The 12,822-nt window shown below is 55.2% G+C and carries 9 protein-coding genes; 2 read left to right on the top strand and 7 right to left on the bottom strand.

Annotated features, from left to right (window positions below; all coding sequences use genetic code 11):
• Positions 1-103: 103 nt before the first annotated feature.
• Both NXT09_RS07875 and NXT09_RS07870 read right to left on the bottom strand, forming a co-directional pair.
• Positions 104-2,470, bottom strand: a complete 2,367-nt coding sequence (locus tag NXT09_RS07875) for a DNA polymerase II (RefSeq protein ID WP_268579344.1) — start codon at positions 2,468-2,470, stop codon at positions 104-106.
• A gap of 113 nt (positions 2,471-2,583) precedes the next feature.
• Positions 2,584-4,164, bottom strand: coding sequence for a sensor domain-containing diguanylate cyclase (locus NXT09_RS07870; protein WP_268579343.1), 1,581 nt, complete (start codon positions 4,162-4,164; stop codon positions 2,584-2,586).
• Between the two features lie 430 nt (positions 4,165-4,594).
• Here NXT09_RS07870 and NXT09_RS07865 point away from each other — a divergent pair, with 430 nt between their 5' ends.
• Positions 4,595-5,365 (top strand): DedA family protein, encoded by a 771-nt coding sequence (locus tag NXT09_RS07865; RefSeq protein WP_268579342.1) that lies wholly within the window; start codon positions 4,595-4,597, stop codon positions 5,363-5,365.
• Between the two features lie 34 nt (positions 5,366-5,399).
• Here NXT09_RS07865 and ilvN read toward each other — a convergent pair whose 3' ends face one another.
• Both ilvN and ilvB read right to left on the bottom strand, forming a co-directional pair.
• The gene (ilvN, locus tag NXT09_RS07860; protein ID WP_029368145.1) at positions 5,400-5,711 is read right to left on the bottom strand and encodes an acetolactate synthase small subunit; all 312 of its coding nucleotides are present in this window, start codon (positions 5,709-5,711) and stop codon (positions 5,400-5,402) included.
• 5 nt (positions 5,712-5,716) lie between these two features.
• Positions 5,717-7,381 carry an acetolactate synthase large subunit gene (ilvB, locus tag NXT09_RS07855; protein WP_268579341.1) on the bottom strand — a complete coding sequence of 555 codons (1,665 nt, stop codon included), beginning with the start codon at positions 7,379-7,381 and terminating at the stop codon, positions 5,717-5,719.
• Positions 7,382-7,883: 502 nt separating this feature from the next.
• Between ilvB and NXT09_RS07850 the strand changes: the two genes are divergently transcribed.
• Positions 7,884-9,506 (top strand): family 43 glycosylhydrolase, encoded by a 1,623-nt coding sequence (locus NXT09_RS07850; RefSeq protein WP_268579340.1) that lies wholly within the window; start codon positions 7,884-7,886, stop codon positions 9,504-9,506.
• A gap of 4 nt (positions 9,507-9,510) precedes the next feature.
• On the opposite strand, the gene thiQ is transcribed toward NXT09_RS07850, so the two are convergent.
• From thiQ to thiB, 3 genes are read right to left on the bottom strand one after another with little or no spacing between them, the layout of a single operon-like run.
• Positions 9,511-10,221 carry a thiamine ABC transporter ATP-binding protein ThiQ gene (gene thiQ / locus NXT09_RS07845; RefSeq protein WP_268579339.1) on the bottom strand — a complete coding sequence of 237 codons (711 nt, stop codon included), beginning with the start codon at positions 10,219-10,221 and terminating at the stop codon, positions 9,511-9,513.
• The gene (thiP, locus tag NXT09_RS07840; RefSeq protein ID WP_268579338.1) at positions 10,208-11,815 is read right to left on the bottom strand and encodes a thiamine/thiamine pyrophosphate ABC transporter permease ThiP; all 1,608 of its coding nucleotides are present in this window, start codon (positions 11,813-11,815) and stop codon (positions 10,208-10,210) included. Before thiP ends, thiQ begins: the two co-directional genes overlap by 14 nt.
• A complete protein-coding gene (gene thiB / locus NXT09_RS07835; protein ID WP_205555817.1) occupies positions 11,791-12,774 on the bottom strand; it encodes a thiamine ABC transporter substrate binding subunit in 984 nt (327 codons plus the stop codon). Before thiB ends, thiP begins: the two co-directional genes overlap by 25 nt.
• Positions 12,775-12,822: the final 48 nt, after the last annotated feature.

The following is a 12,822-nucleotide window of genomic DNA, read 5'->3' as shown; positions in this document are numbered from 1 at the left end:
GATGATGGTGCGTTCGTCACCCCTCAAACTTGCTGTGGCGCGAATTAGCCTGTTTCATGTAAAAACATGAATACCCGCCTTTTAAAACCTGAGTAACGTTCATTTAAAACAAACCCATCTGACCTGTTACCAGTGTAGCAAAATCGTCGTGCAGGAAAGGCAGAATCGCGTCTGCGACGGGCTGGAGCTGGCGTTCGACATAATGCTGGTAATCCAGCGGAGAATGCCGGGTTTCCAATGGTTCGGGGCCGTTGACGGTCATCACATAGCTGATCCAGCCGCCGTTTTGGTATTGCAGCGGTCGTCCTTGCTGGCGGTTATAGTCATCGGCGATTTTAGCGGCTCTGACGTGGGGCGGCACGTTGCGTTGGTAATCATCGAGCCGGCGGCGCAGCCGTTTACGGTAGATCAGCAAATCGTCAAAATCCCCGTTCAGGGTGCGATCGACATAATCCCGCAGCCAGTCCTGATAAGGCTGTTGCTGAAAAATCAGCAGATAGAGCTGCTGTTGAAACTGCTGTGCCAGCGGTGTCCAGTCGGTGCGCACGGTTTCCAGCCCTTTGAACACCATCTTTTCGCCTTGTGGCGTGTCGATCATGCCGGCATAGCGCTTTTTACTGCCTTGTTCCGCGCCGCGAATCGTTGGCATCAGGAAGCGGCGAAAGTGCGTTTCAAACTCCAGCTCCAGCGCGCTGGTCAACTGCTGAGTGTCTTGCAGGTGCTGTGTCCACCAGTGGTTAACGTGCTGCACCAGCGCGTTGCCAATCTTTGCTGCTTCTTCTTCGCTATGCGCGTGCTTCAGCCAGACAAAGGTGGAGTCGGTATCGCCATAAATCACCTGATAGCCCTGTTCCTCAATCAGTTCGCGCGTTTTGCGCATGATTTCATGGCCGCGTAGGGTGATGGAGGAGGCGAGACGCGGATCGAAGAAGCGGCAGCCTGTCGCGCCCAGCACGCCATAAAAGGCATTCATGATGATCTTTAGCGCCTGCGACAGTGGCTTATTGTTGGTACGCTTCGCCGCTTCACGTCCTTGCCAGATTTGCTCGACAATCGCCGGCAGGCAGTGCTGTTCGCGGGAGAACCACGCCCCACGAAAGCCGGAGACGGCGTGCTGAGCATCAGGATTTTGTGTCCCCACCGCCAGCCCGACCGGGTCGATCAGGAACGTACGGATGATGGAAGGGTAGAGGCTCTTATAATCCAGCACGAGCACCGAGTCATACAGACCGGGACGCGAATCCATCACAAATCCGCCGGGGCTGGCTTCAAGCGCGACGTCACCCAGATTCGGGGCAACGTAACCCATGCGATGCATGCGCGGTAAATAAAGGTGGGAAAATGCTGCAACGGAACCCCCGCTGCGGTCGGCCGCCAGCCCAGTGACGCTGGCGCGCTCTAGCAAGAAAGGCAGCAGCTCGGTTTTGTCGAAAATACGCGTGACCAGCTCGCAATCTTGCAGGTTATAGCGCGCGAGAGCGGGCTTATCTTCGGCAAAACGGCGGTCGATTTCATCCATTCGCTGATAGGGCGTGTCGATAGCTTTACCTTCCCCCAGCAGCGACTGCGCGACGAACTCCAGACTAAACGAGGCAAAATTCCATGTCGCAGACTTGAGCGCTTCAATGCCGTCGATAATCAAACGGCCAGTGGCGCTGGCAAAAAAATGCCCCTGTTTAAAGCCGTGCTCCCGCCATTCTAACGCCTGCCCGTTACGTCCCAGCTTGAGTGGAATGTTGTAGCGCTCGGCATGTTTCTGCAAGACGCGCAGGTCAAACTGCACCAGATTCCAGCCGATGATGGCATCGGGATCGTGCTGCTGCATCCAGGTATTCAGCTTTTCCAGCAGCAACGGGCGGCTGGCGACGTACTCCAGCGTAAAATCCTCGTGCTCGGCAGGCGTGCCGTTCGGTGGGCCAAGCATGTAAACCTGACGCTGTCCGCAGCCTTCCAGCCCGATGCAGTAAAGCTCGCCGTGGCGGGTAGTCTCGATATCCAATGACACCAGTTTGAGCGTCGGGCGGTAATCGGGATTCGGCTTCATGCGAGCGTCCGTCATCAGACTATCTGAAACGGCGTTGCCGCTAAACCACACGGGCGCGGTGATAAAGCGCTCCATCAGAAAGCGTTCCGTCGGACGAATATCCGCTTCGTAGACTTGAACGCCGCCTTCACGCAGCAATTTCTCCAGCCGCAGCAGCTGTCGGTATTGCGGGCAATACAGCCCCAGCAGCGGCTGATGGTGGAAATCCTGCATGGCGAGCGGTTTTAACTGCCAGCGTTTTTCCTGCTGTAAGAGCGTTCTGGCGCGGGCTTCCTGCTGTGCGGGAATAAAGGCAACGGCCTGCTGTACCGGCAGGCGCGCGAGCAGCGGGCCCTCATCGGTGGCCAGCCAGAATTCAACCTGCGTGCCGGCTGGTGTGTCGTTCCAGTGGCGGGTCAGTAGAAACCCCTGACGAACCTGAGTCACTAAGCGGCCTTTTATAGCAAGCGAGATAGGGAAGGATGGTAGAGGTAAGTATGGTTATTTATACAGGTGATGTCCAGCGACATCACCTATGAGAGAGAAGAGGGGAAAATGGATTACTGCTCGTTGCCGGAGGCTGAAACCACACGGTTGCGGCCTTCTTGCTTGGCTTGATACAGGGCTTCATCTGCCAGCTTGAAGGTGCGATCGATTGGCATATCGCTGACGCCCGGTTCCCACAGGGCAACGCCTAATGAGATGGTGATATTGCCCACGACAGGAATGGTCAATTCCTGCACACGCTGTCGTAGCCGTTCAGCGATGCTGAGTGCGACGTCGAGACTGGTTTCCGGCAGTAGAATCAAAAATTCTTCACCGCCGCTGCGGCACAGAATGTCGGCATCGCGTGAGTTGGTGCGAATAAGCTGTGAGAGATAGCGAATGACGTTGTCGCCGACATCGTGGCCGTGAGTGTCATTGATGCGCTTGAAGCGATCGATATCCAGCGCGATGACCGCAAAGCTTTTTTGCCCCATTTGCCAGTAGCGGAGCACGCTATCCAACCCGCGACGATTGAGCAGTTCGGTCATGGGGTCTGAGTGTGCTTCAGAACGCAACTTACCAATTTTGCGCTGGAGTAAATCGATACCCAACAGCATGGCCTGTTTGAGCTGCGAGGCTTCGAAATACCAGGAGTGGATATTTCTGATGTCGTCGGAGACATCGAGTGCATCCATCTTATTGGCACTACGCGCCAGTAGCCACAGCGGCTGGGCGATGAGTCGGGCCAGCAGCCAGACGCAGAAGATGGTCAACAGCGCGAGCGGAAGCGTATGACGCAGCACGTTCAGCATCAGGCTATCGAGCGGTTTCAGCGTGATGTCCATTGGGCGAAGCGCCACAATCTGCCACTGTGAGGTGACTTCAACGGCGTAACCCGCCAGCATGGCTTCGCCCAGATAGTTCACCATATGCTGGCTGCCATTATTTTCATGATGCGCATCGATCTGCAGATTATTGGTTTCTGTTTTGCCAATACGTTCCATGTCACGGTGATACAGCATTTTTTTGTTCTTATCGGTAACGTAAATATAAGAACCATCGCGGTAATAGTGTTTGTCTAAGAGGGTATTGAGCACGCTGGGCTGCTTAAGATAGATCGAACCACCGATAAACCCCTTATAGCGGCCATCTCGTGTGAATATCGGCGAAGATATCAGCACGATGAGGTTATTGGCGGCGGAGACATAGGGCTGGCTGATAAGTGGCTGCTTTTCTTTCAAGGCTTCGAGAGCGCCTTCTGATGTCAGGCTTCTCCCGATTAATTGGAACGTATCGGGCGATGTGGCTCTGACGATGCCTTTTTCATCGGCAATGACGACAGAGTTAAAATTGCTGGTCTGTAGCCGCAGGCGGTCGGCTTCTTTAAGCAGGCTGACCTTATCATCCATCTGGGTGGCGACGATATTGGCGCTGTAGGCTAACTGCTGCTGGGCTTCTTTAAAAAAGGAATGGGTCATCGCCGCGAGTTTGGTGGCGTAAACGCGGTTGGCTTCAAGCGTATTATCAATCAGCAGCTCTCGTTGGACGCGATAGCTGGCATAAAAACTGTTTGCCAGTGTTACCAAGGCGCTCGCCACTGCCAAGAGTAGGATAAGACGTCGTAACCCGAAATGGTTGAGTAGTTTAAAAAACATAGTGGCAGTATGGCACAGTGGCAAAAAATGACCGCTATCATAAGTGTTGATGCCCCTCGGTGCAAAAGAATTGACCATAAAACAACATTACTGAAGTGGTGCTAACGGCTTGAATTGGAAAATGATATTGCGTGTGCCTTGATAAGGGGAATAGTTGATATTTATCAGAACGTACAGGCTTTCTATACCCGTGAGCTGAGATCGCTTCAACGCGGGATAGATAAACTATGCTACATATTTTCAGTAGGATATTGCTGGGTTTCGTGCTAGCAGACGGAGGGGCGCTCGCGCCTGGGAGACGAAATCGTGTGGTAATCCGGCGTGTTGATTTTTACCGTAGCCACAATCGAATGAGGGGGTGAAATCAGGAGTTGACGGCTTCTGCTATGATCCAGACAATCCTTATTTTTATAACGTACGGGTAGATTTTATGGAAGCGTGGCTGGATCATCTGGTTACCCAATCGCTAGCGTATTCACTGATCGCCGTCATGCTGGTTGCCTTTCTTGAATCTCTGGCTCTGGTGGGGCTGTTGTTGCCGGGAACGGTGATGATGGCAACGCTGGGAGCACTGATCGGCAGCGGACAAATGGGGCTTTACCCGGCGTGGGCGGCAGGGATTATTGGTTGCCTGCTAGGGGACTGGATTTCCTATTTTATTGGCATGCGTTTTAAGGCACCGCTGCATAACTGGTCTTTCCTGAAAAAGCATCAGGCGTTGCTGAGTAAAACGGAATATGCCCTGTATCAGCACCCGATGCCGACGATACTGATCGGACGTTTTGTCGGCCCGACGCGTCCGCTTATTCCGATGGTGGCGGGGATGCTGGGGTTACCGCCTTATAAATTTGCCGTGCCGAATATCATCGGCTGCCTGCTGTGGCCGCCGGCCTATTTCTTACCCGGCATTTTGGCTGGTGTTGCGATTGATATTCCCGCGGGGACGAACAGCGCAGGATTTAAGTGGCTGCTGCTGATTACTGCCATCATGGTGTGGGGCGCAGGCTGGCTAAACTGGCGCTGGTGGCGCAGTGATAAGCGTAAAAATCATGACTGGTTTAGCAGAAAGATGCCGCTCAGACGTTTGCGCTGGGGCGCGCCCGTGATGTCCGTGGCGGCGGTTGCCTTGTTGGTCGTACTGATTCAGCACCCGCTGATGCCAGTTTACCGCCATCTGCTATGGCAGGTGTTAAACGGGTAATGTTGGGCAGGCCGGGAAGACCCGGCCAAGCCATTTAGCAGTAGAACTCGGCGACCTGCTCAAAAATACGCATTTCTTCACCGTGACGGCGAACCTGAAGGACGTCTTCCAGCTTTTCCACCTGACTGATCATTTGCTGTAGCCGCTGGTCATCTTTAACCAGTAGCCAGATCCGGCTTTCCTCTCCATTTGCCAGCGGCATACACAGAATGCCTTCTACGTTAAATGCCCGGCGGGCAAACAGGCCGCAAACGTGTGACATCACGCCGGGGTGGTTGCGCACTGAGAGTTCCAGCGTGACCTGATTTGACGTTGCTTGCGTTGGCGAAGTTGGTTGAATTGACATAGTCATTAATCTCCGATCATATCGATGTTCGCGGCACCCGGTGGCACGATGGGTAACACTTTTTCATTGGCGTCAATGAGTACGTGGATCAGCGCAGGACCCGGTTGATTGAGCATCTCTTGCAGCGCGGCCTGTGGATCGGCTGCGGCGTTCAGATCGCAGGTTGCAAAGCCAAAACCTGCGGCAATCGCGAGGAAATTCGCGCTGTAGCGGTAATCGGCCGCGAAGATGCGCTTCTGGAAAAACATATCCTGCTGCTGGTGAACCAGACCGAGCGACTGGTTGTTCATCAGGACGATTTTTACGTTAAGTCCTTCCTCTGCTGCCGTCGCCATTTCCTGAATATTCATCATCAGGCTGCCGTCACCCGAGAAACACACCACGGTGCGATCCGGTTCAGCCAGCGCCGCGCCAATTGCCGCAGGCAGGCCAAAGCCCATCGTCCCAAACCCGCCGGATGTCAGCCACTGGCGCGGGCGACGCAGCGGATAAGACTGCGCGACCCACATCTGATGCTGGCCGACATCGGTCGTGATGATGGCATCATCCGTCAGCGCCTGTGCCGTGGCCTGAACCAGACCATAATGGCTTAATGGATCGTCAGCGCCCGGCATGCTGAACGGAAATTCCTGTTGCAGCCCGCGAACGGTGGTACGCCAGACGTCACGCTGCTGCGGCGTAATGTGCGGCAGCAGCTGATCCAACGCCTGTGCTACATCCGCGTTGATCGCCACGTGCGGCTGACGGATCTTACCCAGTTCGGCGGGATCGATATCGATATGAATGATGCTGGCCTGCGGGCAAAACTGCTCCGCTTTACCAATCGCGCGATCGTCAAAACGCGCACCTAGCACAATTAACAAATCTGCCTGCTGTAAGATCAGATTGGTTGATCGTGCGGCGTGCATACCCAGCATCCCGAGCGACAGAGGATGATCGACGGGCATGGTTCCCAGCGCCATCAGCGTCATGGTGGTTGGCAGGCTAGAACGTTCCGCCAATTGAAGCGCTTGTTCGTGTGCGACGCCGCTAACAATCCCACCACCCAGATAGAGCACCGGACGCTGAGCCGCATTAATCATGGCTGCAGCACGCTCGATTTCCTGCTGGGCGATGGCGGGTGGCGTATCGAGAGGAAAGACGCCCGGCAGTTCGCTCAGCTCAATGGTCGCGTTCTGAATGTCTTTTGGAATATCGATCCACACCGGACCGGGGCGGCCCGACTGCGCGATGCGAAAGGCTTCTGGAATCACGCGCGGCAGCTCGTTGATATCGCGAACCAGATAGTTATGTTTGGTGACGGGAATAGAGATGCCGTAGGTGTCGACTTCCTGAAACGCATCGGTACCGATCATGCTGGAAGGCACCTGACCGGTGATACACACCAGCGGGATCGAATCCAGTTTGGCATCGGCGATGGCGGTGAGCAGGTTGGTCGCCCCCGGCCCGCTGGAAGCCATACAAACCGCAGCGCGTCCGCTGGCTCGCGCCATGCCTTGTGCCATAAACCCAGCGCCTTGCTCGTGGCGAGCCAGAACGTGGCGAATCGTCTTACTTTGACCCAGTGCATCATATAACGGCAGAGCCGCGCCGCCGGGAATGCCCGCTACGGTGGTGATGCCCTGCTGTTCGAGCAGCCGAACAATTAACTGAGCGCCTGTATAACGCATGTTTACATCCTTCATCAGGGCCGGTGCGGTGTCGGAGCGGGGAGGGTAGAAACAAGAAACCCCGCTCGGCTTGCGCCGGCGGGGTTTGAGAATCTTCGATTCGGAACCCGTTACGGCGCGCTGCCGACGACGACCACGACCACCACGCGCACGACGACGACCGCGTCAACATGCGCGGTGTGTAGTAGTGCTGAAGTGGAAGAAGTGTAGTGCGTCACGGGAATCCTATTTATGTTCGAGTTATTTGCGGTCGAGTGTTGTGTTCGAATGAGTTATTCAATCGCCAATTCATATAAGCACAGCAGCACAAAAAGACACAATACCTACAAGGGATAAAAACTGAATATGTCGAATTGGTCACAGTATATTGAAAATGGCACGGTGTTATTAGCGCTTGATTTTTCGCCGTATAACCGAGAGAAGCGTGACTGTTTTCACAATTGGAACAGGGTTTCAATGTTATAAATTATAAAATAATCATTAGGATAGTGGGTGGTGATAAATGGGCATGTCCCGAGCGGTAGGGAAAGGCGTATTAAGCGGTATGTTATTGATGGCAATGGGTATCGGCACGGCGATGGCCTGTCAGGCTGGCCCAGCCAACGAATGGATGCGGGGGATTGAACAGCAGCGTCAGGCGGATTTGGGCAATGGCTGTTATCTCAATCCGATTATTGCGGGCGATCATCCTGACCCCACGATTATCAAAGACGGGGATGACTATTACATGACGTTCTCGTCATTTGACGACATCCCCGGACTGCTGATTTGGCGCTCGCGCGATTTAGTGAACTGGGAACCACTTGGCCCGGCGATCACGACGCCTGTCGATGCAATCTGGGCACCGGATTTGGTGAAACACAACGACAAGTATTACATCTATTTCACTACCAACCGGATTATCGATGCCAAAGGGACGAAAAAGAAAACGCTGTATGTGATTACCGCCGATGATATCCACGGCCCGTGGACGCCGCCGAAAGATACTGGCTTGAAAAACCCAGCTAGCGATCCCGGCCACGTCGTGGGAGAGGATGGCAAGCGTTACATCTTTATGTCGGGTGGTAACCGCGTGCAATTAACGGACGACGGACTATCGACGGTCGGTGACATGGCGGTGGTCTATCAGGGATGGCAGTACCCGGAAGAGTGGGATGTGGAAAGCTTCTCGCAGGAGGGGCCTAAGATGCTGCGCCACGGCGACTACTTCTACATGGTGCTGGCGGAAGGCGGAACGGCTGGGCCACCGACCGGGCACATGGTGATTGCTGCGCGATCTAAATCGATCAACGGACCGTGGGAAAACTCGCCGCATAACCCGATTATCCGCACGCAGGATCGTTCAGAGAAGTGGTGGTCGCGCGGCCATGCGACGCTGATCGAAGGACCGGATAAAAACTGGTACATGGTGTATCACGGCTATGAAAACGGCTTTATGACGCTGGGGCGGCAGGCGATGCTGGAGCCGATTGTCTGGGGCGATGACGGCTGGTTTACGTCAGCCGGATTCGATACTGGCAAACCGATTCGCAAGCCGGAAGGCGGTGAGGCGGTGCCTCACGGCATTGGCTGGTCTGATAGCTTTACCGACGATAAATTTCCGGCACGCTGGCATTTCTACCGCGCCAATGCGGAAGAGCTAAAGCGGGTTACTCTTAGCGACGGTAAGTTGCATCTAAAGGCAAAAGGCACGTCGCCGAAAGATAGCGCGCCACTGACGATGATCCCCGGCGATCAGGCTTACCAGATTGAAGTGACGGCGAACTTTGCTCCCGGCGCGCAGGCTGGTTTACTGCTGTTCTACAACGCGAAGCTGTACGTCGGGCTGTCGTTTAATCAGGATGGCACCGTCATGCATCGCTACGGGCTGGAAAGGGCGGAGAAGAAATTGCCGCATATTACGGGCAATGAGGTGCAGATTCGGATGAAAAACGATCGCCATATTGTGACGTTCTACACCCGAACCTCGGATCAGGAACCGTGGAAGAAATACCCGGTGCAGATGGAAGTATCCGGCTACCATCACAACGTTGCGTATGACTTCCTCAGTTTGCGGCCTGCTTTGTATGCTTCGGGCGAGGGAGACGTGACGTTCAGCAACCTGCGCTATCAGGCTTTGCCTTAGTTCCTCAATCCGAAGACGGACGTGAAATTCCTAGGATGGCGGCTGCCTCGGCGCTGCCATCCTGTAACGCCTGAGTCGGCCCATCATAATAAATCTGCCCGTCCACGATCAGCACCGTACGCTTCGCGATCCGCATGGCATCATCCAGATTGTGAGATACCATCAACAGCGTGAACTCACGCTCCTGACACACGCTTTCAACCAGATCGAGCATCTCCTGACGCAGCGCAGGATCGAGCGCCGAGAACGGTTCATCCAGTAGCAGAATGGGCTGGTGACGCACCAGACAGCGTGCCAATGCCGCACGCTGACGCTGCCCGCCGGAAACCTGCGACGGCAGACGATCCAGAAGATCGGCCAGACCGACCCGATCGGCGATCTGCCGTAACGTCTCGCGCTGTTCTGCACTCAGTCGCAGGCCGGGATGAAGCCCCAGCGCGATATTTTGCCCAATCGTCAGGTGAGGAAACAGGTTATTTTCCTGAAACAGAATCGAAACTGGCCGTTTAGCAGGCGGTGTCTCGCGGTGAGACTCGCCGTTAAGCCGTAATTCCCCTCTGTCTGCCATCAGGAAACCCGCAACCAGATTCAGCAGCGTACTTTTCCCTGCACCGCTAGGGCCGAGGATGGCGATGCGCTCGCCCGGTTTGACGTGAAAATCAAAACGCATGGGCAAGTGCTGATAAAAGTAGGTCAATTTCTCAAGCGCGATCATGACGGCCCGCCAGTTTCTCAATCAGGGTAAATAACATAAAGCACAGCAGCATTAACAGCAGCGCCGTGACTGCGCCGTCGGCGCTGCGATAGGAACCAATTTGCTGGTACAGATAGAACGGCAGCGTGCGGAACTGCTCATTGCCAAACAGCGCGATAACGCCGAAATCACCGATCGACAGCACGCAGGCAAAGGCCAATGCCTGTGCTAGCGGCTGTTTCAGCGCGGCGAGTTCAATTAGCTTCAGACGCTGCCAGCCGCGAATGTCCAGCGATGTGCAGAGTCGGTTGTAACGCTCGGCAACGTCCAGCATTGGGTTCTCCAGCACTTTGATCGCGTAGGGAATCGCCATCAGCGCATTGGTGAACACTACCAGTACGTAAGGGGACTGCGGCAATCCGATGCTGTTATTCAGCAGCAGGAAAAAGCCGGTTGCCAGCACAATACCGGGCATGGCGAGGATGAGCATACCGCTCAGGTTCATCAACTGTCCGTAGAGTGGCTTCTGGCGTAGCTTGAGCTCGCGACTGCTCCAGAGCAGCATCATGGTCAGTACCAGACACAGCAGCCCCGCGCCTAAGGCAATGCGCAGCGAGGTAAACAGCGTTTGCCAGAGCACGGGCTGTTGCAGCACGGTAACCAGCGATCGGTTCACGCCATCCACCACCACGGCCAGCAAAGGAGGGACGACCAGCAGCAATAGCGCACCAATCAGCAGGCCATCGATAACGCGGCTTAAGGCGCTATCCTGCGGGTTGCGCCAGGCAAGCTGCTGTGTGCTGCCGACCGGCAGAATGCGGCCCAGTCGCTGGCTCAGCAGTACCAAACCAAGACAGCAAACCATCTGAATTAACGCCAGCAGCGCCGCGCGCCCCGGATCGTAATCAAAGCTTAATGCCTGATAGATAGCTAGCTCAATCGTGGTTGCCTGCGGGCCGCCACCCAGCGACAGCACTGTGGCAAAGCTGGCGAAGCAGAGCATAAAAATCAGCGCGCCAGTGGGTAAAATCTGCCGGCGCAGGGCGGGCCATTCCAGCAGGCGTAAATGCTGCCAGCTGTTCATGCCCAGATTCGCGGCCAACTGACGTTGCTCGATAGCGATGCCTTCTAACGACTGCAACAGCAATCGGGTTGCCAGAGGCAGATTGAAGAAGACGTGTGCCAGCAGGATGCCCTGCAACCCATAGGGCGAAAACGTATATTTCAGGTCAAACCAGCCCAGCGCAGAAGCCAGCCAGCCTTGTCTACCGTAAACGCTGAGCAGGCCAAACACGGCCACCAGCACGGGCAGCACTAGCGTCATCGCGCACAGGCGCAGCAGCCAGCGATGGCCGGGAAAGCGTCGTCGATACAGCGCTCTGGCTAGAAAAATGGCCGGAACGGTAGAAAACAGTGCGGAGAGAAAGGCCTGCCAGAAGGTAAATCGAATGACATGCCAGAGATAGCTGTCATGCCATAGCGTGCGCCACTGGCTTTCTGGCGCCTGTAGCCACAGGGCACCGAAAGCCAGTGCGGCAACGGAAATTAACAGCGTTGTGGCCAGTAGCCCTGGCCACAGACGTCCGCCGATCAGTGGCTGACGGCGCGTTGCCATGCCTGAATCCACTGCGTCCTTTGGTCAGCGACTTCCTGCGCGCTGAACTGCATGGCTTTTTCCGGCACCGCGAGCGTTGCGAAGCCTGCTGGCAGGTCGGTTTTAACCGCCGGATACATCCAGTTCGTGGTAGGGATCGCCTGCTGGAAGGTTGGGCTCAGGATGAACTGCATAAAACGTTTTGCCAGCTCGGGATTTTTGCTGGACGCCAGCTGTCCGGCGACTTCAATTTGCAGATAGTGTCCTTCGCTGAAGGTCGCTGCTGCGTAATTGTCTTTCTTCTCTTCAATGATGTGATAGGCGGGCGACGTGGTGTAGCTCAGCACCAGATCCGCTTCCCCTTTCAGGAACAGACCGTAGGCTTCGCTCCAGCCTTTGGTGACGGTAACGGTTTTCTTCGCCAGCTTTTGCCAGGCTTGCGGCGCATCGTCGCCATACACTTTCTGCATCCACATCAGCAGGCCTAGTCCCGGCGTGCTGGTACGTGGATCCTGATAGATCACTTTCCACGGTTCGTTGCTGTCCACCAGCTCATGCAGGCTTTTCGGCGGGTTCTTCAGCGTGTTTTTGTTATACACAAACGCGAAATAGCCGTAGTCATAAGGAACGAACGTTTTATTGCTCCAGCCGCCCGGTACCGTAACGGCGCGGGTGTCCAGATTGTGTGGCGCAAACAGGCCGGTTTGCTCCGCTGCCTGCAACAGATTGTTGTCCAGTCCCAGAATGATATCCGCTTTGCTGTTCTTGCCTTCCATACGCAGACGGTTCAGCAGCGAGGCACCATCTTCCAGCGCGACGAAGTTCAGCTCGCACTCGCACTCTTTTTCAAACGCGGTCTTGATGACAGGGCCTGGACCCCACTCGGAAGCGAATGAATCATAGGTATAAACGGTCAACGCGGGTTTGGCGAAAGCCGAAGCTGAGAGCAGTAGCAGGCAAGACAGGCTGGTTTTCAGCACGGTGGCTGAACGCGGTAATAATTGATTTAACACTTTGCACTCCTGAGA

The sequence above is a fragment of the Pectobacterium jejuense genome, from assembly GCF_026800125.1.
GTDB lineage: Bacteria > Pseudomonadota > Gammaproteobacteria > Enterobacterales > Enterobacteriaceae > Pectobacterium > Pectobacterium jejuense.
Note: the sequence above shows the minus strand (reverse complement) of the source record. Positions and strands in the feature narration are given on the sequence as shown.